Here is a 22,470-nt window from a genome sequence, read left to right on the forward strand (position 1 = left end):
GGCCCCGGCCTGGGGGCTATCGTGGGCACCGTGACCGCAGACGAGGTGAGGCCGGCGACGCAGCGCGATGTCCGCGACCAGGCGCTGCTGAAGGCCGAGTCTGCGGGGTTGTCGCTGACGGATGCCGAGATCGATGAGTACGCGGCCGCGCTCAGCGGCTGGATCGTCCGGCAGGGAGATGCGCTCGAGGCGCGCGTCGCTGTCGTGGACGACCAGGTCGTGGGAATGGCATGGATGGTCGTCTTCGAGCGCGTGCCCGACTTCGACGATCGGCGCCGGCGGACTGCCGATGTCCAGAGCGTCTTCGTGAAGCCGCAGCATCGCGGTCGGGGTCTCGGCAGGCGCATGGTCGAAGACCTGTGCCTCGCGGCGGATGCCCGTGGCGTGCCGCGGTCGCTGGTCGCTTCAAGCGCCGGTGCGATCACGCTCTACGAGCGGATCGGCTTCGAGCATTCGCCGAAGCTGATGCTGAGACCGGCGGACCGTTCTCACGCCTGAAGGGCGGGCCCGGCGCATCCGTCCGGTGGTGGACTGGAGTCATGGAGGCTCGCGACATCCCGATGGTGCCGGTGTACTTCTCCTCGAGCTCGTCGGGGATGGTGCGCAGCTTCGCCACGCGTCTGCAGCGCCCAGTCTTCGACCTGACGACGCGCGGGATCAGGCAGTCCGTTCCGGATGGGTCGTGGGTACTGCTGACGCCGTCGTACGTCACGGGCAATCCGGCGAACGACACAATTCCCGAGCCGGTTCGGCGATTCCTGTCGAGGCCTCGGACGAGGCGGCTGATGGTGGGCGTGATGGGCTCGGGGAACCGCAACTTCGGCGCGCACTACCAGGCGGCGTGCAGGCACATCGCGCGGGCGTCCGGGCGACCGGTGCTCTTCGAGTTCGAACTGCAGGGCACGCCGGAGGACGTGGCGGAGGCCCGCCGCATCCTTGCGGCGCTGGATCGCCGGATAGCTGGGCTGACGAAGCCCGGGCAAAGCAAAACCCCCGCCATGTAGAAGCTAGGCGAGGGTTTCTGGGGTGATTGTAACGATCACCCGTGTGGCTCCGACCGGCATCGATCCGGTGACCTTTCGATTTTCAGTCGAACGCTCTACCAACTGAGCTACAGAGCCTCACGGCACATCATGATCTGCCGCGTCTTAGACGAAGAGCCTCCTCGAAAGAAGGCTCATCGCTAGGAGCGACCCTGACGGGACTTGAACCCGCGACCTCCGCCGTGACAGGGCGGCACGCTAACCAACTGCGCTACAGGGCCATAACTTTTAAATTGTATCGGATGAGTGACCCCAACGGGATTCGAACCCGTGCTACCGCCGTGAAAGGGCGGCGTCCTAGGCCGCTAAACGATGGGGCCGAAGGTCTGCCGTGGGGGGCGTTCCTTGCCGACGCTCAAGCATAAGCGAACTTCTTCCGAAAATGCGAATCGAGGGCGTGGCCTCTGTCGCTCGGGCGTGTTTCGAGGCACCATGGGAGGTGGTTAGCCGTGCCCGACGGCGTCCGTCGGCTAGCGCGATACCGGTGTGCGCCTGTTGCAGATGTGACGGATGTTGTTAGTGTGGCATCTGTGAAACCGGCGAAAGGAGCCGTGTGAACGACGAGAGATACCCAGCCGACGCCACAGCAGACGCCGACTGCGGATGTGCTCCGACTCCCGATGAGCGCCGCAGTCTCTGGACGCCGAACGGCGTCACTCGACGCAGCGCCCTGACCATCGGCGCGCTCAGCGTCGCGGCCCTCGGCGTCTTCGGCGCCGGTGTCGGCGTGAGTGCCGCACACGCTGCGAGCTACCCGAGCTGGGACGATGTCCAGAAGGCAAAGGCGAGCCAGGCGGCGAAGGGCGCAGAGGTCAAGCGCATCCAGACGTTGATCCAGGGCCTCACCAGCAAGGTCGCGCAGACCAAGGCTGCCGCGGAGAAGGCGGGAGACGAGTTCTTCGACGCCCAGCAGGCGTTCTTCGACGCCGCGCAGGAGGCCGACGACCTGCAGTCGCAGGCCGATGACCAGGCCAAGCTCGCCGACGAGACTTCGGCGAAGGCAGGTCAGGTCGCCACCCAGCTCTACCGCAAGGGCGGCGAGGACTCCGCCCTCGAACTCTTCTTCAGCGGGTCCGCCGCGAACGCCGACGGGCTCCTCTCGCGCCTGGGCACGATGGACAAGCTGCTCGAGTACAACCAGTCGGTGTACGACAATGCCGTCGCTGCCCGCAACTCCGCACAGTCGCTCAGCGACAGGGCGCGCGTCGCACGCGACGAGCGCGACCGACTGCAGAAGGTCGCAGAGCAGAAGATGATCGCCGCGCAGCAGGCGGCGGATGCTGCGCAGGCGGCGCTCGACGAGAGCGAGGCCAACCTCACCACGCTGCAGGCACAGCTCGCAGCCCTGCAGGACCAGACCGCGAAGACGGTCGCCGCCTACGAAGAGGGCGAGCGGATCCGCAAGGCGGCGGAGGAGAAGCGCCGTCGTGAGGAGGCCGCCCGCAGGGCCAAGGAGGAGGCAGCCGGCGGTGGAGGCGGCGGCGGTGGTGGCGGCGGCGGAAGGCCCAGCTCCAGCGGCTGGGTGCGTCCGCACGGCGGTCATCGCGCCTCCGGATTCGGCCCGCGCCCGCGCCCGTGCCCCAGGTGCTCCGCCTACCACTACGGTGTCGACCTCGCCAACGGCTGCGGGGCGCCGATCTACGCCGCCCACTCCGGCACGGTGGACGCCGCGTTCTACAACGGCGGGTACGGCAACTACATCCGCATCCAGCACGGCGGCGGGATCGGCACCGGCTACGGACACATCCGCAACGGAGGCACTGTCGTCAGGCCCGGTCAGCACGTGAGCGCCGGGCAGGTCATCGCGTACGCCGGCACGACCGGTGCATCCACCGGCTGCCACCTGCACTTCGAGGTCTACAAGAACGGCGCCGCCATCAACCCGATCACGTTCATGGCGGCCCGTGGCGTCTCCGTCTGAGCGCCCCTGACATACGAGAGATCCCCCGGCCCTGAGGACCGGGGGATCTCTCGTATGTCAGGACGAGGTGTCAGTGACCCTCGTTGGCGAAGCGCTCGATCGCCTCGTGCAGGATGCGGTCGGCCTCGGCCGCGTTGCCCCACTCGTCGACCTTGACCCACTTGTTGGGCTCGAGGTCCTTGTAGTGCTCGAAGAAGTGCGAGATCTCGGCCTTCGTGTGCTCGGGCAGGTCGTCCACGTCATGGATGTGCGCCCAGCGCGGGTCCTTCGACAGGACGGCGACGAGCTTGTCGTCGCCACCGGCCTCGTCGCTCATCTTCAGCACGGCGACGGGGCGCACGTTCACGACGACGCCCGGGTAGATCGGGTGGTCGAGCAGCACCAGCACGTCCAGCGGGTCGCCGTCCTCGCCGAGGGTGTTGTCGAAGTAGCCGTAGTCGGCCGGGTAGCCGAAGGTCGTGTAGAGCACGCGGTCGAGGTGGACCCGACCGGTCTCGTGGTCGACCTCGTACTTCACGCGGCTGCCGCGCGGGATCTCGATGACGGCGTCGTGTGCGCCCATGCGTTCTCTCCTTGTTATGACGGCACCTGAGGATGCCGGAAGACGGTGGGATGCCGCCGACAAGCCTACTCCGGGCGACCGGGCCGCTACCGTGGGGATGTGGCAGAAGGACCTCTCGACCCCGCCGTCGCCGAAGTGCGCCGGGCGGTGCGCGCCGCACTCCCCGAGAGCGGCGCCGTGATCGTCGCCCTCTCCGGTGGCGCCGACTCGCTCGCGCTCGCCGCCGCGACCGTCTTCGAGGCGCGCCCCCGCGGGCTCGAGGTGGTCAGCGTCACCGTCGACCACGGTCTGCAGCAGGGATCAGCGGATGCCGCGGCCAAGGCCGCCGCCACCGCAGAGGCACTCGGGATCCGCGCGCAGGTCGTCCGCGTGGACGTCGACTCCCCAGGCGGCCCGGAGGCCGCGGCTCGGGATGCCCGGCATGCGGCGCTCCGCGCTGCCGCGGCGCGCGAGGGCGCTCCGGTGCTCGTCGGCCACACTCTCGACGACCAGGCCGAGACCGTGCTGCTGGGCCTGGCCCGCGGCTCCGGCGCGGCCAGTCTGCAGGGGATGTCACCGCGCCGTGAGGACGAGGATGGCACCGTGTGGCTGCGTCCGCTGCTCGGAGTCAGACGGCAGACCACGCGCGCCGCGTGCGCGGCATCCGGCCTGGAGTTCTGGGACGACCCGCACAACCTCGACCCGCGATTCACCCGCGTGCGGGTGCGTGACCGGGTGCTGCCCCTGCTCGAGACGGAGCTCGGGCCCGGCATCGCCGAGGCCCTCGCCCGCACAGCCGAGCAGCTCCGGGAGGACGCGGAGGCGTTCGACGAGATGATCCACGAGACCATCGAGGACATCGTCGAGCACGCCGAGGCGGGCATCTCGGTGAGCGTCGCCGCGCTCGCGGCGAATCCCGCCGCGCTGCGCAACCGCATCATCCGGTTGGTCGTCGGCAGTGAGTTCGGGGTCAGCCTGTCTCGCGTGCAGACCCTCGAGGTCGCGCGCCTGGTGACCGACTGGTCAGGTCAGGGGCCGATCGACCTGCCCGGGTGCACCGCGCTCCGCGCCGGCGGGCGGATCGTCTTCACCGCCCGCTGAGTCCGGATCCTGGCACCCGGATCCTGGCACCCGGATCCTGGCACCTGGATCCTGAGCGAGCGAAGCGAGACGAAGGACGTCCTTCGTCTCGCTCGTTCCTCGCTCGCTCAGGACCCGGTGAGTGGTGAGGCGTTCCTCGCTCGCTCAGGAGCTGGAGGGTGGTTACTTCTTGCCTCCGAACAGGCCGCCGATGATGTCGCCGAGGCCGCCGCCCGAGCCGCCCTGCGAACCTCCGCCGAGCAGGCCGCCGAGGTTGCCCAGGATGTCGCCGAGCCCGCCGCCCGCGCCGCCGCCCTGCTGGTCGCCGCCGCCGAGCAGACCGCCGATGACGTCGCCGATGCCGCCGCCGCCCGCCGCCTTGCCCTTGTTCGCGTTCGCGATCAGGCCCAGCACGATCGGTGCGAGCACCGGCAGCAGCTTGCCGAAGTCGATGCCGCCGGCCGTCTTGGCCGAGGCGTTCAGCGCCTGCGCGACATCCGACTCCTTGTCGCCGAAGACGTGCTTGACGATCTTGCCGCCGTCGGCCTCGTCGATGTCGTCGACCGAGGATGCACCGGAGAAGCCCTCGTGCCGGCTCAGCGCGCTCTCGATCGCAGCGGAACCCTCATCGCTCTCGGCGTTCTTCGCGAGCCCGCCGAGCAGGGCGGCGCCGCCCTCCTTGACCGCCTGCGTCGCCACTTCCGGGCTGACGCCGAACTTCTTGGCGATGTCGTCGATCGGCACCTGCGTGAGGATGTCGTTGATGTCCATTTCCTGCTCCCCTTGCGGGACGGTCGCCCGCATCACCGCTCACAGTAGTGCGGATGACCGGCATCCGTCGCCTAAAATCGATCCATGCGCGCCGCTGAGATCCAGGACGACCTTTCAGAGATCCTCGTCACCGAGGAGCAGATCCGAGCGAAGCTCGACGAGCTGGCGGCACGCGTCGCCACCGACTACGCGGGCAAGGACCTGCTGCTCGTCGGCGTTCTCAAGGGCGCCTTCGTCGTGATGGCCGACTTCGCACGCGCCCTGCCGATGCATGCGCCGATCGACTTCATGGCGGTGTCGAGCTACGGCGCCAGCACCAAGTCCAGCGGCGTGGTGCAGATCCGCAAGGACCTCGACACCGACCTGCACGGCAAGCACGTGCTCATCGTCGAGGACATCATCGACTCCGGCCTGACGCTCAGCTGGCTGCTGGAGAACTTCGAGTCCCGCGGCGCGGAGTCGATCGAGGTGCTCGCGCTGCTGCGCAAGCCTGAGGCCGCGAAGGTGCAGATCGACTGCAAGTACGTCGGCTTCGACATCCCGACCGAGTTCGTGGTGGGCTACGGACTCGACTACGCCGAGCGCTACCGCAACCTGCGTGACGTCGCGGTGCTCGCGCCGCACGTGTACAGCTGACCCTTCGTCTCGCTCCGCTCGCTCAGGGGCCGGATACGCCCACGGCGAATCCCAGCGGAAGCCACAGCTTCGGGCGGTACGCTGATCGGATCATGGATGTCAAGAAGGTCTCCCGGAACCCGCTGATCTACGTGGCGCTGATCGGCCTGCTGCTGTTCGGCGGCTTCCTGCTCATCTCGAACCTCAGCGCACCGCAGACGATCACCACGGCAGAGGGTCTGAAGCTGCTCGACGGCACCACCGTCACCAAGGTCGTCACCACCGACGGCGACCAGCGTGTCGACATGGAGCTGTCCAAGCCCTTCAAGGACGCCACGTCCGTGCAGTTCTACTACACGCAGGCGCGCGCTGACGAGATCGTGACCGCGGTGAACGCGGCCGATCCGAAGGACGGCTTCAACGACGTCGTGCCGCAGCCCAGCTGGTTCAGCGGCTTCCTCTCGATCTTCCTGCCGATGATCATCCTCGGCCTGCTGTTCTGGTGGCTGCTGTCCTCCATGCAGGGCGGCGGCAGCAAGGTCATGCAGTTCGGCAAGTCCAAGGCCAAGCTGGTCAACAAGGAGAGCCCGACCGTCACCTTCGCCGACGTCGCCGGCGCGGACGAGGCCATCGAGGAGCTCCAGGAGATCAAGGAGTTCCTGCAGGACCCGGCCAAGTTCCAGGCGATCGGCGCCCGCATCCCGAAGGGCGTGCTGCTGTACGGCCCTCCCGGAACCGGTAAGACCCTGCTCGCCCGCGCCGTCGCCGGTGAGGCGGGCGCGCCGTTCTACTCGATCTCGGGTTCGGACTTCGTCGAGATGTTCGTCGGCGTCGGTGCCTCCCGCGTCCGTGACCTGTTCAACCAGGCCAAGGAGAACGCCCCCGCGATCATCTTCATCGACGAGATCGACGCCGTCGGCCGGCACCGCGGTGCGGGCCTCGGCGGCGGCAACGACGAGCGCGAGCAGACCCTGAACCAGATGCTCGTCGAGATGGACGGCTTCGACCCGAACGCGAACGTCATCGTGATCGCGGCGACCAACCGTCCCGACATCCTCGACCCCGCCCTGCTGCGCCCCGGGCGCTTCGACCGCCAGATCGGCGTCGACGCGCCCGACCTGAAGGGCCGTCAGCGCATCCTCGAGGTTCACGCGAAGGGCAAGCCGCTGTCGAAGAGCGTCGACCTCGAGGTCGTCGCCCGCAAGACCCCCGGTTTCACCGGTGCAGACCTGGCCAACGTGCTGAACGAGGCCGCGCTGCTCACCGCCCGCTCGAACGCGCAGCTGATCGACAACCGCGCCCTCGACGAGGCCATCGACCGCGTGATCGCCGGCCCGCAGCGCCGCACCCGCGTCATGAAGGACAAGGAGAAGCTCATCACCGCATACCACGAGGGCGGCCACGCCCTCGCCGCGGCGGCGATGAACCACACCGACCCGGTCACGAAGATCACGATCCTGCCCCGCGGCAAGGCCCTCGGCTACACGATGGTGCTTCCCCTCGAGGACAAGTACTCGGTCACCCGCAACGAGCTGCAGGACCAGCTGACCTACGCCATGGGCGGCCGCGTCGCGGAGGAGCTCGTCTTCCACGACCCCACCACCGGCGCCTCGAACGACATCGAGAAGGCGACCAGCATCGCCCGCAAGATGGTCATCGAGTACGGCATGACCACAGAGCTCGGCCCGGTCAAGCTCGGCACCGAGGGCGGCGAGCCCTTCGCCGGCCGTGACATGGGTCGCGGCCGCGAGTACTCCGAGTCGGTCGCCGAGCGCGTCGACGTCGAGGTGCGCGCGCTCATCGAGCAGGCCCACAACGAGGCCTACCAGGTGATCAGCGACAACCGCGACATCCTGGACCGACTCGCGCTGGCGCTGCTCGAGGAGGAGACCCTCGACCACAACCAGATCGCCGAGATCTTCACCGAGGTGCGCAAGCTGCCGGAGCGTCCGCTGTGGCTCTCCAGCGACGAGCGCCCGGTCTCGGCTCTGCCCCCGATCGACGTGCCGAAGCGCTCTGAGGTCGGCATTGCCGCGCAGACCGCCGCTCCCGCCGAGACGACGCGGCAGCAGCCGCAGGCGGGACACACCCGCCCCGCGACGGCCTGACGTGACCGTCGACAAGGCTCGCGTCGAACGGCTCACCCGCGAGCTGCTCGAGGCGATCGGTGAGGACCCTGATCGGCCGGGGCTGAAGCAGACCCCGGCGCGCATGGCCGAGCTCTACGCGGAGTACTTCTCCGGCGTCCACGAGGATCCGGCCGCGCCGCTCGCGCACACGATCAGCGTGACGAGGGGCCCGGCCCCGGAGACACTGCCGTCGGGGGCGGTGCTGCTGCGCGGCATCCGGTTCCGCTCGGTGTGCGAGCACCACCTGCTGCCGTTCGCCGGGCACGCGCACATCGCGTACCTGCCGGGGGAGCAGGTGGTCGGGCTCGGCGCCCTGGTGAAGGTCGTCGAGATCCTCTCCGCGCGCCCGCAGGTGCAGGAGCGGCTCGGTGAGCAGATCGCCGACACGATCGCCGAGCACCTCGACGCCCGAGGCGTGCTCGTCGTGATGGACGCCACGCACGGCTGCGTCACCATGCGAGGCGGGCGCCAGCCGGAGGCATCCACGCTGACCATCGCCGCCCGCGGTGCGTACACCGACCCGGTCGCGCGGACCGAGCTGATCACGTTGATCGGCGCAGGGCCCGGGCCCACGGAGTGGAGCGCGGGATGATCGGGATCTGGGGCATCCTCAACATCACGCCCGATTCGTTCAGCGACGGCGGGCGACACATGGACCCCGAGAAGGCGCTCGCGCACGCGCACCGGATGCGCGCCGAGGGCGCGAACGTCATCGACGTCGGCGGCGAGTCCACCCGGCCCGGCGCTGCGCGGGTACCCGTGGCCGAGGAGCAGGCCCGGGTGCTGCCGATCATCGCGGCGCTGGCGGATGTCGGCATCCCGGTCTCGATCGACACCCTGAACTCCGAGACGGCTGTGGCCGCCGTGCGGGCGGGCGCGCGGATCGTGAATGACGTCTCCGGCGGTCTCGCCGACGAGCGGATGCTGGCAGCCGTCGCGCCCACCGGCGCCGACATCGCCATCGGGCACTGGCGCGGACCGTCCTCGGACATGTACGCGCGCGCCCAGTACACGCGCGCCGCGCGCGAGGTGGCAGGGGAGCTGCGCGAGCGGATCGCCGCGGCGGCGGCCGCCGGGATCGCTCCGTCGCGGGTGATCGTCGACCCGGGCATCGGGTTCGCGAAGAGCGGGGAGCAGAACTGGGAGGTGCTGCGCGGACTCGACGAGATCGCCGCGCTCGGCTCCCGGGTGCTGATCGGCACGTCGCGGAAGCGGTTCCTCGCCGAGACGCTCGACGGCGAACCCGACCAGCAGCGTCGCGACCTTGCCACTGCGGTCACCAGCGCGCTCGCCGCGCGCGCCGGGGCCTGGGCGGTGCGCGTGCACGACGTCGCCGCGACGCGCGATGCTCTCGCGGTGGTCGGCGCCTGGGACGGCGAGCCCTCGGGGCGCTGAGTGTCCTTCGTCACTTCGTCTCGCTTCGCTCGCTCAGTAGGCGCTCGTCGCTGCGCTCCTCGCTCAGGAGCCGGAGGCAGGTGGCAGCCCCCCGGGTCCTGAGCGCCCTTCGTCACGTCGCTGCGCTCCTCGCTCAGGAGCCGCGGCCCTTCGTCACGAAGGGCGTCTGTCGCAGGACCGCCGTAGGCTGGGGGGCGTGGACTTCATGGATCAGATCACGCTGACCGGGCTGACGGTGTTCGGGCATCACGGTGTCTTCGAGCACGAGCGCAGGGACGGCCAGGAGTTCACGATCGACCTCACCCTGCACCTGTCGCTGCGGGATGCCGCGGCATCCGACGACGTGACCGACACGGTGCACTACGGCGAGCTCGCCGAGAAGGTCGCCGCGATCGTCGCCGGTGAGCCGGTGAACCTCATCGAGACCCTCGCGGATCGCATCGCCGGCGCCGCGCTCGACGATGAGCGGGTGCAGGTCGTGCAGGTCACCGTGCACAAGCCGCACGCACCGATCCCGCTGAACTTCGCCGACGTGTCGGTCTCGGTCACACGGGGGAGGGTACAGGCGTGAAGCATCCTCGTCCCGACCGCACCCTGACGCAGTTCTCGGGCTTCCCCGACCCGCGGCCCGGCCGTGAGGCCGAGGTCGCCGTGGTCGCACTCGGTTCGAACCTCGGCGACCGCGGCGAGACGCTGGAGCGGGCGGCCGAGCGGCTGCGTCGCCTGCCGCTGGTCGAAGAGGTGCGGATGTCGGCGCCGATCGAGACCGTCGCCGTGCACCTGGACGGTCCTGATCCGGATGCTCCGCGTTATCTGAACGCGGTCGCCCTGGTGACCACGCGCCTCGCCCCCGAGGTGCTGCTCGGCATGCTCCACGCCGTCGAGGAGGAGCAGGGCCGGGTGCGCCGGGAGCGCTGGGGCGACCGGACCCTCGACCTGGACCTGGTCGCCTACGGCTCGTTCGCGAGCGACGAACCGCACCTGCTGGTGCCGCACCCGCGTGCGGCGGAGCGGCTCTTCGTGCTGGAGCCGTGGCTGTCGCTCGATCCGGATGCCGTGCTCCCCGGTCATGGACGGGTCGCCGATCTGGTCGCGGCGCTGCGCGCGGGAGACGATGTCTCCGGAGACGCGGGGGCCGCGCGGTGAAGCGCACCTCGCCCGGTGTGCTGGCCGTGCTCGCGCTGCTCGGCGCGGCCGTCGGTTTCGCCGTCGACCACTTCCTCACCGTCTCCGGGCACGCGACCTTCACGCCGTCGATCTTCCTGCCCGTGCTGCTGGTCGTGCTCGCCGTCGTGGTGGTGCTGCTCGCGCTTCCCGTGCGGCGCAGCGTGCGCGGCGGCACGCGCATCGACCCGTTCCGAGCGCTGCGCGCCGCGACCCTCGCGCGGGCATCCAGCCTGCTCGGCGCGATCCTGCTCGGCTTCGGAGCCGGGCTCGGCGCCTACCTCTGGTCGCGTCCCGTCGCTCCGCCGGTAGGGTCGACTGTGGCGACGATCGCCGTGGTGGTCGGATCGATCGTGCTGATCGCCGCCGCACTGCTCGCTGAACAGTTCTGCACACTGCCGAAGGACCCCGATGACCGAGAGCCAGACGACCCCGCCGAGTGACCAGAACGGGCCGGGCGACCCCGTCACGCCGGTGACTCCGCCTGCACCGCCGGTGCAGCCGCCGGCCCCGGCAGCCGTCCCCGCAGGCTGGGATGCCGCGCAGTCACCGTCAGCGACCGGCTCGGCGGCGTCCGGCCCGCCGCATGACCCGGCCGTGCCGTCCGAGGTCGTGCCGCCGACGCCGATCGTCTCGGCGGCATCCGAGCCGGTGCCCCCGGCAGCCGACCCGGTGCTCCCGGCATCCGCTCCGCTGCCTCCGGCCTCCGTCGTCCCGCCGACTCCCGTCGCCGCACCGGATCCGGTCGTCGCACCGACCACGGCCGCGGCGAACCCGGTCTCGGCGCCCGCTGTGCTCGACGAGGGCAACTACGAGGCACTGCGCACACCGCGCTCCGAGGGCGCGCTCGCCCTGGACGGCACCTGGCATCAGATCTCTCAGCGCTACGTCGCCTCGCAGATGGTGCAGAACACGCTGTTCATCGTGCTGCTGGCAGCTGCGGCCGCAGTGCTCTCCTTCGGATTCGAGCAGACCTGGGCCTGGATCCCCGCCGGTGTCCTCATCGTGATCACCTTGGTGACGATGATCATCCTGCCCCGCCAGGCCAAGGCGATCGGCTACATGCTGCGCTCCGACGACATCGTGTTCCGCCGCGGCATCCTGTGGCAGCGCATGGTCGCCGTGCCCTACGGTCGTCTGCAGCTCGTCGACATCACGCACGGCCCGCTGGATCGCGCCTTCGGCGTGGCACAGCTGAAGATGGTCACCGCCGCGGCGACGACCGGTGTGCAGATCCCCGGCCTCAACCAGCCCGCAGCCGAAGCACTGCGCGACACCCTGATCCAGGTCGCCGAGACCCGCCGGACCGGACTGTGAGCGCACCCGTCCCGCCGCCCGCACAGGGCCCCGCACCGACGGTGCTCGCCCACGGCGGCGCATCGACCCTCGCCGACGGCGAGTGGCACCGCATGCATCCGCTCACCCCGCTGCTCAAGGGCGGGCTGGTGCTCATCATCGCCGCGGGTCTGATCATCTCGAACATGCGCGACCGGGTGATCAACTGGATGGTCGGAATCTTCGCCCCCGAAGAGGCGATCGGCGACATCCCGGACGGCGACCCTGTCGACTGGGTGCTCGCCCACGACCTCGCTTTGGTCGCGCTGCTGGGCGTGCTCGCGCTGCTGATCGTCGTCATCGTGATCTTCTGGGTGATCTGGCGCTTCCACCAGTTCCGCATCACCGGATCGCACGTCGAGGTGCGCAAGGGCATCGTGTTCCGCTCACAGCGCCGCGCGCCGCTGGACCGCGTGCAGGGTGTCAACCTCACCCGGCCGTTCGTCGCCCGCCTGATCGGGCTGGCCAAGGTCGAGGTCGTCGGTGCAGGGACGGACGCGAACGTCGAGCTCGAGTACCTCGCCACGGCGAAGGCCGAGTCGGTGCGTGCCGACATCCTGCGCCTGGCATCCGGGGCGCGCTCCGCGCGTCTCGCCGCCGTCGCGGGCACCGCTCCCGCCGCACCCGCCGCGCCGAGCACGATGCGTCAGCAGTTCGTCGGCTCTGTCAACTCCGGCGTGAACGACCTGATCGCGGGCGTCGACCTCGCGGATGTCGCGCCCGAGAGCGTCGTGAGGATCCCGACCGGACGCCTGATCGGCTCGCACGTGCTCAACGGCATCGTCTGGCTGATCGGCTTCGGCCTGATGTTCCTGGTCGCGATGGCGTCAGTCATCATCTCGTCGATCGCCGACGGTGAACCGATCCGCAGCGTCGTGGTGCTCGGTATCGGGCTGGGTATCGGCATCCCGATGATCATCGCCGTCGTGGGTATCGCCTGGACGCAGATCTCCCGGTCGCTGCGCTACTCGATCGCGCCGACCGAGAACGGCATCCGCCTCACCTTCGGTCTGCTCACCACCGTCACCGAGACGCTGCCGCCGGGGCGCATCTTCGCCGTGGAGGTCGTGCAGCCGCTGCTCTGGCGACCGTTCGGCTGGTGGTCGGTGCGCATCAACCGGATGTCGGGCAAGAGCGCCTCGGCGCAGCAGTCCAGCACCGCGCAGCAGTTCAACATCGTGCTGCCGGTCGGCAAGCGCGCGGACGTCGAGCGGGTGCTCGCGCTGGTGCTGCCGGATGCTCCGCCCTCGGTCATCCCGCTGATCTGGGAGCACGGCGTGCTCGGCCCCGTCGCCGGCGACCCGTACCGCACCACTGCCCGTCGCGCGCGCTGGACGCACCCGTTCAGCTGGAAGCGCCAGGGCTACGCGGTCAGCGACTTCGCGCTGATGATGCGTCGCGGAGTGATGTGGCGCAAGCTCGCCGTGTTCCCGCTGGCCAGGATGCAGGGGATCGCCGTGCACCAGGGGCCGCTCGCCCGCGCGCAGCGCGTCGGCGGCGCTCAGGTGCACACGGTCACCGGCCCGGTCTCCGGACGCCTGTCGGGACTGGAGCGCGACGACACGATGAGGCTCGTGGAGGACGTCGCTGTGGCCGCCGTGGCCGCGGCCTCCCGCGACACCTCGCACCGCTGGGCGGAGACCGCGGGCTGACCGTCTGACGCCCTTCGTTCCCCCCGCGGGTCCTGAGCGAGCGGAGCGAGACGAAGGGCGCGTGGGGCTGCGGGGTGGGGAGGCGTCCTTCGTCTCGCTCGTTCCTCGCTCGCTCAGGATCCGGCTGTTGGACTCGTCAGTCGGGTCCTGAGCGAGCGGAGCGAGACGAAGGACGCTCGCTCAGGATCCGGCTCTTGGACTGGTCAGTCGGGTCCTGAGCGAGCGGAGCGAGACGAAGGGCGCTCGTTCAGGATCCGGCTCTTGGACTGGTCAGTCGGCCCCTGAGCGAGCGGAGCGAGACGAAGGGCGCTCGTTCAGGATCCGGCTCTTGGACTCGTCAGTCGGGTCCTGAGCGAGCGGAGCGAGACGAAGGACGCTCGCTCAGGAGTCCAGCACGACCCGGTGGTGATCGGTGACGCGGGGCGACTCGTCGCGCGGCTTGAAGCCGGTCTCATCGGCGACCCGCACATCGATCGACTGCACGATCGGGTCGTGCAGGCCGACCAGTCGGACATCGCACACCAGTGCGCCGGTGCGGCAGGGCACGGTCCAGCGCAGCGCCGAGGCGTCGGTCGCCGCGACCACGCGCGACTCGAACGGCGCGGCATCCTCCAGCGGATCGCCGGTCTCTTCAAGAGCCGCGAGCAGTCGCCGCGTGCGCACCTCGGGCGGCACATCGCGGAGCACGTTGCGCGCGAGCGGGCCGGCCTGATCCCAGGCATCCGTGCGTCCCGCGCGCAGCAGATCGTCGATGCGGCGCGCGGCGGCGATCGTCTGCGGCCAGGGGCGCACCACAGCGGCGGGGGCGTCGACCAGGCCCAGCACGTCGTGCAGGACTCCACCGGCCACCCGTCCCGCGCCGAACTGGTCGGAGTTGCCGAACACCACCACGCCGATCCCGGTGGCCGGGTGCCAGCGCATGTGGGACGAGAATCCGGGCAGGCCGCCGGCGTGCTGCACGATCCGGCCGAACCGGCGCTCGTGCTCCACCACCAGGCCGTACCCGTATCCGGCGCCGTCGAGCTCGCCGCCCGCGAACTGACTGATCACGGGGGCGATCAACGTGTGCGCGACCTGCAGCTCGCGCCGCGACGCGGCGGAGAGCACGGCGTCCGACGCATCCGGATCGAACGCCGAGCCGAGGAACTCCATCCACACGGCGATGTCCGAGACCGTGCTGAACAGGCTGCCGATGCAGCCCAGCGCGCCGGTGCCGACGTAGGGCTCCGGCGCGAAGGTGTCGCCGTCGTCGAAGGTGCGGAAGCCTCGCGCGAGGTCGGCTCCGGCGGCATACAGCTCGGCGGATGCCCGGGTGTCGGCGAGCCCCAGCGGGGCGAGCATCCGCTCCCTGATGACGTCCTCGACGGGGCGTCCGGTGACCGCCTCGACCGCGCGGCCGACCAGCGACTGGCCGACGTTGGAGTACTGGTACTCGGTCCCAGGCAGAGCCGACAGCGTGAGGCCCTCGTCGACGAGCGCGCCGACGAACTCCCGCGATTCGCCGAGGTGCTCGTCACCCCAGGCGTTGTCCTCCGCCAGCCCCGAGCGGTTGCTGAGCAGCGTGTCGAGCGTGATCCGCACCGGACGGCCGTCGTACCGAGCCGCGGCGACCTCGGGCACGTACTGCTCGATCGGCGCGTGCAGGTCGAGCAGGCCCTCGTCGCGCAGCGACAGCGCAGTCGCGGCCAAGAAACTCTTCGACATCGACGCGATCCGGAACACCGTGCCCGGCCCGGTCGCCGCGCCGTCGCGGCGCGGCTCGCCGTGCGCGTGCACCGCCACGACCTCGCCGTGCAGGGTCACCGCGGCGACGGATGCCGGAGAGCGGCGCAGCGTCGCGGCATCCAGCCTCTCGGCCATGGCGGCGTGCGCCTGCGCGGCCAGCTGCTCTCGCGTGATGTCCGCCGACATCACGCGCTCGCGCCGGCGTCGGTGACGTCCGCGTCGGCTGCGGCGGCGCCCGGCTTCGCGTCGACTGCGGCATCCGCGCCGGAGTGTGCCGCGTCCTCACCCGGGCCGGCCGCCTCCGCGTCGACGCCCGCAGCGTCCGAACCGGAACCCACGACTTCGCGCGCGCTCGCCGCGCGCACCTCGGCGGCGAAGGCCGCGGCCATCGCCCGGCTCGCGCGGGTGTTGGTCTCGTCCACGGCACGTGCCTCGGCGAGCAGCTCCGCGACCGGTCGGTCGCCCTCCGCGCGAGTGGTCGGCTCCTGCCAGCGGTTGAGATCCTCCGCGCCCACCTCGGGGTGGAACTGCAGTCCGCGCACGTGCGCGCCGAGCCGGAAGGCCTGGTTCTCGATCGCCGCGCTCGACGCGAGTAGCACCGCGTCCGGCGGCAGCGCCGTGATCATGTCCTGGTGGTTCTCGATCATGTGCGCGGCATCCTCGAGCGCCGAGAGCAGCGCGTCCGACGACCCGTGCTCCGAGGGCGTGATCAGGGTCGCGCCGCGCTCCTTCGGTCCGAACGACGCGCGCACCTCGCCACCCGCGACGTGCGCGAGCAGCTGGCCGCCCAGGCAGATGCCGAGCGTGGGCAGGTCGGCGTCGATCGCCTCGCGGGCGAGCACGCGCTCCTGCGCCAGCCAGGGGGCACGGTCGTCGTCATCGGGCATCAGCCCTCCGCCGAGCATGACCAGCCCCGCGTACCCGCTGAGGTCGGCGGGCAGGCCGTCGGAGCCGAGTACGGCATCGACCGCGAGCCCCTCCTCCTCGAGCCAGTGGCCGAGTCGTCGCGGGCCGGAGGTCTCGGCGTTCACCACGACCAGCACCCGCGGCGCCGGCGTGGGCGACTGCGCCTCGGTGCGCTGCGCGAGATCGACCGACGGGGCGACCGATACCGGCTCTCCGGCCGTGCCGGCCAGGAACGCCGTGTGATCGGCATCCGATGCCTCCAGCACGCGCAGCACATTGCCGTGCGCGACGGCCTCGAGGTCGTCCTGCGACCAGCCGCGGGTGCGCAGCTCCTCGAGCAGATCCTGGTAGCGCGAGACATCGTCGAGGCCGGTCGGCATCGATCCGGTGCCGTCGTAGTCGGCGCCGAGCCCGACCGCCTGCACGCCCGCGACGTCGCGGATGTGCTCGATGTGATCCGCGACATCCGCGATCCCGACGAACGGCGGCTCGCCGTGCTCGCCGGCCAGCACCCACTCGCGCCGGGCCTGCGAGACGAACGAGGGCACGAAGGCGACCATCACGACGCCGCCCTGGGCCCCGATCGCGGCCAGCACGTCATCCGGCACGTTGCGCGGGTGATCGCACAGCGCAAGTGCGCAGGAGTGGGTCACCACGACCGGACGAGTGGTCACGGCGAGCGCGTCGCGCATCGTGGTCGGAGCCACGTGCGCGAGGTCCACCAGCATGCCGATCCGGTTCATCTCGCGCACCACGTCGCGGCCGAAGTCGGTGAGCCCGCCGTGCTGCGGTTCATCGGTCGCCGAGTCGGCCCAGGCGATCGTGTGCGACCAGGTGAGCGTCATGTACCGGGCACCGAGGCGCGCGTACTGCCGCAGCACAGCGAGCGAGCCGTCGATCTGGGCACCGCCCTCGACGCCGATCAGCGAGGCGATGCGGCCCTCGGCCATCGCCGTCCGCACATCAGCGGCGGTGCGCGCGGCCGTGAGGCGGTCGGGGTGGGCCGCGACCAGCCGCTGCACGAAGTCGATCTGCTCAAGGGTCGCGGTGACCTGCTCGGCGCCGACGAGCGCCGGATCCACCCACACCGACCAGAACTGCCCGGCGACCCCGCCGGCCGCCAGTCGCGGCAGGTCGGTGTGCAGCGAGGGCACCGGGGCGTCCAGCCCCGCGGTCGTCGACCCGAAGCGCTCGCGGCGCTCCCAGGCGAGATCGTTGTGGCCGTCGATGACGGGGATCATCCGTCGCTCCTGTCCGTGTCGAAGCTGCGCGAGGTGTTCTGCACGACCCACTCCAGGTCGACCTCATGGCCGATCCCCGGGGCGGTGGGCACGGTCACCCGCCCCTCGTGCGCTGAGATCGCGGGGGTCACCACGTCGCGGGCGAAGTACTTGTCCGAGCCTGACACATCGGAGGGCAGGGTGAAGTTCGGCAGCGACGAAATCGCGACGTTGGCCGCCCTGCCCACCCCGAACTCGTGCATGCCTCCGCACCACACCGGCACCCCGGCATCCGCCGCCAGGTCGTGCGCGGCGCGCGCCACCGACAGCCCGCCCATCCGCGAGACCTTGATGTTCAGGATGCGGCCGGCGTCCAGCGCGAGCATGGTGCGCAGATCGCCGAGGTCGACGACCGACTCGTCGAGGCAGATCGGCGTGGCGATGCTCCGCTGCAGCCGGGCGTGCGCGACGAAGTCGCGCGGCGCGTAGGGCTGCTCGATCATGGTCAGCTGCGCGTCGTCGAGGGCACGGAACACCGCCGTGGACTCGTCGTCGTCGGGATACGCCCCGTTCGCGTCGACGTGCAGGTCGAGCTGCGGATGCACGGCCCGCACGGCCCGCACGGGCTCCACGTCCCAGCCCGGAGCGATCTTCAGCTTGACCCTCCCGTACCCGGCATCCAGCTGTCGCTGCACCTGCGCGAGCAGATCGTCGATGCTCGGCTCGATGCCGAGCGACACCCCGGCGACCACCTCGGTGCGGGTGCCGCCGAGCGCGGCGGCGAGCGACAGGTGCTGCGCGCGGGCGTGCAGATCCCAGCCCGCGGCCGAGAACCCGGCCTTCGCGAACTCGTGCCCGCGCACCCGTCGCCAGCTCTTCTCGAGCTCCTCAGGCGTCTCCCACTCGGTGCCGAGCGCGGCAGGGACCAGGTGTCGCAGCGCGATCGTCCACGCCGTCTCGGTGGTCTCGGAGCCGTAGAACGGGTCGGCAGGGGAGGCGATCTCGCCCCAGCCGACACGACCCTCGGCATCCGTCGCCTCGATCAGGATGTGGTCGAGGCCGGTCTTCCGGTGCGAGCTGGTCTGGAACCCGTGCACGAGCGGGAGCGAGACCTCGAAGAGGCGCAGTCGATCGATCCTCATCCCTGCGGCTCCGCTCCTGTCGCCGGGCCCGCGAGCGGACCGGGGTGGTACAGGCTCAGGTCGCTGCCGAATCTGTCGCGCACGGTCAATCGCCGGCGCGCGCCCTTGGCGCTGGCCGTGGTCAGCGTGGACAGCAGGTGGCAGACCGCGGCGACCGACGTGGGGGAATCGGCGTAGGACGCCGACCCGGTGTGCACCCGGATCAGCGCAGAAGCGATGGATGCCAGTGGCGCGTCCTCGCTGTCGGTGATGACCACCAGCTGCCCGCCGGCCTCGCGGAACAGCTCGCCGAAGCGCACGGTGTCCTCCCGGTAGCGGCGCATCGAGAACACCACGAGCACATCGCTGGCGCGCACATCGGTGAGCACGGTCAGCGGGGTGAGCGCGCGTCCGTCGACGAGGAACACGTTCGAGAGCGTGGCCGAGAGATCGGCGCCGAGCAGTTCGGCGTACGCGGCCGCCTTGCCCTGCCCGCCGATGTACCGGCGCCGCGCACCGAGGATCAGCGTCGCCGCGCGGGGCACGTCGCCGGTGCGCGAGAGCTCGTCGAAGGTCTGCGCCAGCGAGCGGGTCTCCGCCTCGATCACGCGCGCCTGCAGCGCCTCGGCCGAGACGTTGGTGCGGATGCGCTCGCCGTAGCGCTCCTCGGGTGAGACGAGCGTCCGGTCGTGGGCGTCCTCGTCTTGCGGGTGCTGGGCGGGGCGATGCTGAACGCTCACTCTTCCTCCTCGTCGAGGCGGCGCACCGCGAGGTGCGCGGCGGTCCTGTCGTCGATTCTCGTGCACGCGACCAGCACGCGACCGTCTGTGACGATCTCGCGGAGGCCTGCGCGCACCGTGCCGCACACGGCGGCGTCTCCCGGCTCCGCCGGGACCGGCAGCCAGACCGCGCCGTCTCCGGCCGAGACCTGCCGACCCCAGTCGTCGGGCGTGAAGGTCGGCGGATGCAGCGCGCGTTCGGCGGCGTAGGGGTCGTGGTGCCGATCCAGCGCCCACTCGACGACGATGCGATCCGTGCCGGGGCGACCGTAGTAGTCGTCCTCGTAGCCGATGCCCTCGGCGCCGAGCGCGCTGAAGTTGAAGTGCGCGTTGCGGGCCAGCGAGGGGTCGAAGGTCCATCGCATCCGCCGCTGACCCCAGCCGAGGGCGACGTCGCGCTGTGCGTTCTTGAGCAGCCGCCCGACCCCGGAGCCCTGGTGCGCGGGGTCGACCACGGCGGCCTGCGAGTAGTGGAACTCGGAGCCTTCGCGGTCGCGGCCGGCGAAGCCGTAGGCGAATCCGATCAGCTCGCCCTCCTCGGTGCGGGCGCCGATCGCCGAGCCGCCGTTGCGCACGAGGGCGCTCAGCAGGTTGGTGTTCAGGTGCAGATCGGGGGTGTCGTAGTCGAAGACGCGCGCGTAGAGCTCTGCGGCGGCGTGCAGCTCAGGATGGCTGCGCAGCGTCGAGCAGTGATACCGTCGCCCCGGTGCGTCGTGCATGATACGTATCCTATATTCCGCTGGATGCTGGTCCGAAGGTCGAAGATATCGGAGGATCATGGGGGAATCAATCATCCGATATGTTTCATAACACCCAACGAAGGGGGCGATCGTGACGGAACCCGAAGCGGACCGCGTGCTGGCAAGGCTGCACCGGCTGGTCGAGATCGAGTCCCCTTCCTCCGACGTCGACGCGGCCCGCGAGATCACCGACCTGCTCGCGCAGTGGTGGACGGATGCCGGTGCCTCGGTGCGCCTGGTCGAGAGCGACAGCGGTCCCCATCTCGTTGCCGAGGTGCGCGGCGAGGGTGCGCCGCTGCTGCTGGTCGGGCACACCGACACCGTCTGGCCGCGAGGCACTCTTGCGGGTGAGGTGCCCTGGATCGCGGACGGCGACGTGGTCCGCGGCCCCGGCGTCTACGACATGAAGAGCGGTCTGGTCGCGATGATCGCCGCCGTGGAACGGCTGCGTGGTCGACGCCACCGGGCCGTGCGAGCGATCCTGGTCAGCGATGAGGAGATCGGCTCGCCGCACTCGCAGGACCTGCTGCGCGCGTGCGCGGCGGGCGTGGCGGGCGCGATCGGCTTCGAGTCGCCGCATCCCGACGGCGCGATGAAGGTCGGCCGGCGCGGCAGCACCCGGCTGCGCGTGCAGGTGCGCGGCCGCGCCGCGCACGCCGCGCTCGATCCGGATGCCGGGATCTCGGCGATCGACGAGCTCGTAGACCAACTCGTGGCGATCCGGTCCGTCGTGGCCGATCCCGCGCTGGAGTCGGAGGTGCTCTGCAACGTCGGGACGCTCAGCGGCGGCGGACGGGCGAACGTCGTGCCGGCCGAGGCCGCGGCCGAGATCGGGCTTCGGTTCCTGGACGGCGCCACCGAGGACCGGGTGCTCGGGGCGCTGCGCGCGCTCGCCCCGGAGCGTGCGGGTGCCGTCGTCGAGACCGTCGTGCTCAGCCATCGCCCGGCGTGGAGTCCCTCCGCGGCCGACGAGGGCCTGCTCGCGCTGGTCGCCGAGGCCGGTCGCCGGATCGGTCAGTCCGTCGACGGCCGGCCCGCCGACGGAGCGGGCGACGCGAACCTGCTGGGCAGCCTCGGCATCCCGACGATCGACGGCTTCGGACCGCGCGGCGGCGGAGCCCACGCCGTCGGCGAGCACGCCTCGCTGTCGTCGCTGGCCTCCCGCATCGACCTGCTCGAGGCCGTGCTCGCGGCCGTCTGACCGCCGGCTACCAGGCGCCGTCGCCCGCAGCATCCGGCAGCTCCTGCCCGCGCGGCACGACCAGGTACACCGTGCGGCGGCTGCGCGACCAGGTGGTGTCGAAGGCCGCACGCGGATAGGTGCGCAGACCCTCGGGCCCGCCGGGGCTGGCCGGGTCGGCGACCAGGACGTCACCCTCCGGAGTGAACCCGCGGATCACGACGAGATGGCCGGTGGGCGCCTCGTAGTCGGCGCCGGGCAGTTCGGCACGGTCGGCGAACCGGATCGAGGAGACCACCGGGATGCCGGCATCCGTCAGCGTCCTCGCATCGCGCAGCGACGGCAACCGGGTGACCACTGCATCGAAGCCGAGGCTGCCGGCGAGCGCGGTGTTGAACGACCAGTTGCCGGTGCCCGTGTAGACGGTGTCGTACACCGCGCGGGCCACCCACGGCACGTGCGGGTCGGCGCCGTCCGGGGCATCCGCCGGCGCCTCAGGCAGATCGGCGCCCCAGGCGGTGAGCACCATCGTGAGCGAGGTGGGGGAGCACCACACCGGGCCACCGCCGCCCAGGTCGTCACGCTTCGGATATGCGCGCTGCGAGAGCGGACGCAGTACGGCCGCCGCGCCGACCGCGCCCGCGGAGGAGTCGTCCTCGAGCGGGCCGGCGTCGGCCGGTGCGGTGAAGCTCACTGCGGCAAGGCGAAGACGCGATGGTCCCTCGGGTCGCCCGTCGAGGGTGATGCGCAGCTGAGCGGCGTCGAACAGATGCCCCGGTGCCGCCTTCAGTACGTCGGTGTCCACGAACGGCGCGGCATCCGCAGCATCCGACGTGCCGTCCACGGCCTGTTCGGGACTGCGGCGCGCGCCCGGCTCGCCCCACTCGGCGAGGTGGAGCCACTCCGACCAGGTAGCGTCGACATCACGTGCACGTATCTCGACGTGCGCCGTGACCCCGGCATCCGCGTTCCAGGACGCGATCGCCTGATCCGCGGCGAAGCCGGGCTCCAGCGCCGCGGACGTCCACGTGCGCCCCTCCCAGCCGACCTGAGGATCGGCGCGCAGGAGGCGCGTGCGCCACCTCGGCGTCGTGACTGGGACGGCGGACGTGGTCGGAGTCGGCACGGGGGCTCCCTAAAAGTTAGGACCGAT

Annotated in this window: 22 protein-coding genes and 3 tRNA genes; 14 read left to right on the forward strand and 11 right to left on the reverse strand. The window is 70.9% G+C overall.

Going from position 1 to position 22,470, the window contains the following annotated elements:
- Positions 1–30: 30 nt before the first annotated feature.
- Positions 31–498 carry a GNAT family N-acetyltransferase gene (locus tag ACFVDO_RS11205; RefSeq protein WP_378858349.1) on the forward strand — a complete coding sequence of 156 codons (468 nt, stop codon included), beginning with the start codon at positions 31–33 and terminating at the stop codon, positions 496–498.
- Between the two features lie 41 nt (positions 499–539).
- Positions 540–1,004 carry a class Ib ribonucleoside-diphosphate reductase assembly flavoprotein NrdI gene (gene nrdI / locus ACFVDO_RS11210; protein ID WP_378858348.1) on the forward strand — a complete coding sequence of 155 codons (465 nt, stop codon included), beginning with the start codon at positions 540–542 and terminating at the stop codon, positions 1,002–1,004.
- Positions 1,005–1,048: 44 nt separating this feature from the next.
- On the opposite strand, the gene ACFVDO_RS11215 is transcribed toward nrdI, so the two are convergent.
- The 3 genes from ACFVDO_RS11215 to ACFVDO_RS11225 all read right to left on the reverse strand — a co-directional run bounded on the left by ACFVDO_RS11215 (position 1,049) and on the right by ACFVDO_RS11225 (position 1,363).
- Positions 1,049–1,121, reverse strand: a tRNA-Phe gene (locus ACFVDO_RS11215).
- Between the two features lie 69 nt (positions 1,122–1,190).
- Positions 1,191–1,264: transfer RNA gene (locus tag ACFVDO_RS11220), tRNA-Asp, on the reverse strand.
- A 26-nt stretch (positions 1,265–1,290) separates the two neighbouring features.
- Positions 1,291–1,363, reverse strand: a tRNA-Glu gene (locus ACFVDO_RS11225).
- A 233-nt stretch (positions 1,364–1,596) separates the two neighbouring features.
- Between ACFVDO_RS11225 and ACFVDO_RS11230 the strand changes: the two genes are divergently transcribed.
- Positions 1,597–2,964, forward strand: coding sequence for a peptidoglycan DD-metalloendopeptidase family protein (locus tag ACFVDO_RS11230; RefSeq protein WP_378858347.1), 1,368 nt, complete (start codon positions 1,597–1,599; stop codon positions 2,962–2,964).
- A 70-nt stretch (positions 2,965–3,034) separates the two neighbouring features.
- Here the strand turns inward: ACFVDO_RS11230 and ppa are convergent, their stop codons facing one another.
- Positions 3,035–3,526: an inorganic diphosphatase gene (gene ppa / locus ACFVDO_RS11235; RefSeq protein ID WP_378858346.1), complete on the reverse strand. Its 492-nt coding sequence runs from the start codon at positions 3,524–3,526 to the stop codon at positions 3,035–3,037.
- Positions 3,527–3,625: 99 nt separating this feature from the next.
- Here ppa and tilS point away from each other — a divergent pair, with 99 nt between their 5' ends.
- Complete coding sequence (tilS, locus tag ACFVDO_RS11240; RefSeq protein WP_378858345.1) at positions 3,626–4,606, forward strand: tRNA lysidine(34) synthetase TilS; 981 nt, start codon at positions 3,626–3,628, stop codon at positions 4,604–4,606.
- A 162-nt stretch (positions 4,607–4,768) separates the two neighbouring features.
- Here tilS and ACFVDO_RS11245 read toward each other — a convergent pair whose 3' ends face one another.
- Positions 4,769–5,356, reverse strand: a complete 588-nt coding sequence (locus ACFVDO_RS11245; protein ID WP_378858344.1) for a DUF937 domain-containing protein — start codon at positions 5,354–5,356, stop codon at positions 4,769–4,771.
- A gap of 84 nt (positions 5,357–5,440) precedes the next feature.
- On the opposite strand from ACFVDO_RS11245, the gene hpt reads away from it, so the two are divergent.
- The 9 genes from hpt to ACFVDO_RS11290 all read left to right on the forward strand — a co-directional run bounded on the left by hpt (position 5,441) and on the right by ACFVDO_RS11290 (position 13,646).
- On the forward strand, positions 5,441–5,992 hold the full coding sequence (gene hpt / locus ACFVDO_RS11250) for a hypoxanthine phosphoribosyltransferase (protein ID WP_378858343.1): 552 nt from the start codon (positions 5,441–5,443) through the stop codon (positions 5,990–5,992).
- 92 nt (positions 5,993–6,084) lie between these two features.
- Positions 6,085–8,079: an ATP-dependent zinc metalloprotease FtsH gene (gene ftsH, locus ACFVDO_RS11255; RefSeq protein WP_378858342.1), complete on the forward strand. Its 1,995-nt coding sequence runs from the start codon at positions 6,085–6,087 to the stop codon at positions 8,077–8,079.
- A gap of 1 nt (position 8,080) precedes the next feature.
- Positions 8,081–8,692, forward strand: coding sequence for a GTP cyclohydrolase I (folE, locus tag ACFVDO_RS11260; RefSeq protein ID WP_378858341.1), 612 nt, complete (start codon positions 8,081–8,083; stop codon positions 8,690–8,692).
- Entirely contained in the window at positions 8,689–9,495 is an 807-nt protein-coding gene (folP, locus tag ACFVDO_RS11265) for a dihydropteroate synthase (RefSeq protein ID WP_378858340.1), read from the forward strand. The genes folE and folP overlap by 4 nt, the downstream gene beginning before the upstream one ends.
- 205 nt (positions 9,496–9,700) lie before the next feature.
- On the forward strand, positions 9,701–10,066 hold the full coding sequence (gene folB, locus ACFVDO_RS11270) for a dihydroneopterin aldolase (RefSeq protein ID WP_378858391.1): 366 nt from the start codon (positions 9,701–9,703) through the stop codon (positions 10,064–10,066).
- A complete protein-coding gene (gene folK, locus ACFVDO_RS11275; protein ID WP_378858339.1) occupies positions 10,063–10,641 on the forward strand; it encodes a 2-amino-4-hydroxy-6-hydroxymethyldihydropteridine diphosphokinase in 579 nt (192 codons plus the stop codon). Before folB ends, folK begins: the two co-directional genes overlap by 4 nt.
- Entirely contained in the window at positions 10,638–11,102 is a 465-nt protein-coding gene (locus ACFVDO_RS11280) for a DUF3180 family protein (RefSeq protein WP_378858338.1), read from the forward strand. Before folK ends, ACFVDO_RS11280 begins: the two co-directional genes overlap by 4 nt.
- The gene (locus tag ACFVDO_RS11285) at positions 11,071–11,976 is read left to right on the forward strand and encodes a PH domain-containing protein (protein WP_378858337.1); all 906 of its coding nucleotides are present in this window, start codon (positions 11,071–11,073) and stop codon (positions 11,974–11,976) included. Before ACFVDO_RS11280 ends, ACFVDO_RS11285 begins: the two co-directional genes overlap by 32 nt.
- A complete protein-coding gene (locus ACFVDO_RS11290; protein WP_378858336.1) occupies positions 11,973–13,646 on the forward strand; it encodes a PH domain-containing protein in 1,674 nt (557 codons plus the stop codon). Before ACFVDO_RS11285 ends, ACFVDO_RS11290 begins: the two co-directional genes overlap by 4 nt.
- Positions 13,647–14,027: 381 nt before the next feature.
- On the opposite strand, the gene ACFVDO_RS11295 is transcribed toward ACFVDO_RS11290, so the two are convergent.
- Genes ACFVDO_RS11295 through ACFVDO_RS11315 form a run of 5 tightly spaced genes read right to left on the reverse strand, consistent with a single transcriptional unit; the run spans position 14,028 to position 20,116 of the window.
- Positions 14,028–15,557 carry a serine hydrolase domain-containing protein gene (locus ACFVDO_RS11295; protein ID WP_378858335.1) on the reverse strand — a complete coding sequence of 510 codons (1,530 nt, stop codon included), beginning with the start codon at positions 15,555–15,557 and terminating at the stop codon, positions 14,028–14,030.
- Positions 15,557–17,518, reverse strand: a complete 1,962-nt coding sequence (locus ACFVDO_RS11300) for a membrane dipeptidase (RefSeq protein ID WP_378858334.1) — start codon at positions 17,516–17,518, stop codon at positions 15,557–15,559. The genes ACFVDO_RS11295 and ACFVDO_RS11300 overlap by 1 nt, the downstream gene beginning before the upstream one ends.
- A complete protein-coding gene (gene menC / locus ACFVDO_RS11305; RefSeq protein ID WP_378858333.1) occupies positions 17,515–18,639 on the reverse strand; it encodes an o-succinylbenzoate synthase in 1,125 nt (374 codons plus the stop codon). The genes ACFVDO_RS11300 and menC overlap by 4 nt, the downstream gene beginning before the upstream one ends.
- The gene (locus ACFVDO_RS11310; RefSeq protein WP_378858332.1) at positions 18,636–19,358 is read right to left on the reverse strand and encodes a MurR/RpiR family transcriptional regulator; all 723 of its coding nucleotides are present in this window, start codon (positions 19,356–19,358) and stop codon (positions 18,636–18,638) included. Before ACFVDO_RS11310 ends, menC begins: the two co-directional genes overlap by 4 nt.
- Complete coding sequence (locus ACFVDO_RS11315) at positions 19,355–20,116, reverse strand: GNAT family N-acetyltransferase (RefSeq protein WP_378858331.1); 762 nt, start codon at positions 20,114–20,116, stop codon at positions 19,355–19,357. Before ACFVDO_RS11315 ends, ACFVDO_RS11310 begins: the two co-directional genes overlap by 4 nt.
- 112 nt (positions 20,117–20,228) lie before the next feature.
- Here ACFVDO_RS11315 and ACFVDO_RS11320 point away from each other — a divergent pair, with 112 nt between their 5' ends.
- Complete coding sequence (locus ACFVDO_RS11320) at positions 20,229–21,338, forward strand: M20/M25/M40 family metallo-hydrolase (RefSeq protein WP_378858330.1); 1,110 nt, start codon at positions 20,229–20,231, stop codon at positions 21,336–21,338.
- A gap of 7 nt (positions 21,339–21,345) precedes the next feature.
- On the opposite strand, the gene ACFVDO_RS11325 is transcribed toward ACFVDO_RS11320, so the two are convergent.
- On the reverse strand, positions 21,346–22,443 hold the full coding sequence (locus tag ACFVDO_RS11325; RefSeq protein WP_378858329.1) for a C39 family peptidase: 1,098 nt from the start codon (positions 22,441–22,443) through the stop codon (positions 21,346–21,348).
- Positions 22,444–22,470: the final 27 nt, after the last annotated feature.

Source organism: Microbacterium sp. NPDC057741, assembly GCF_042798735.1.
In the GTDB taxonomy this organism is placed as follows: Bacteria; Actinomycetota; Actinomycetes; order Actinomycetales; family Microbacteriaceae; genus Microbacterium.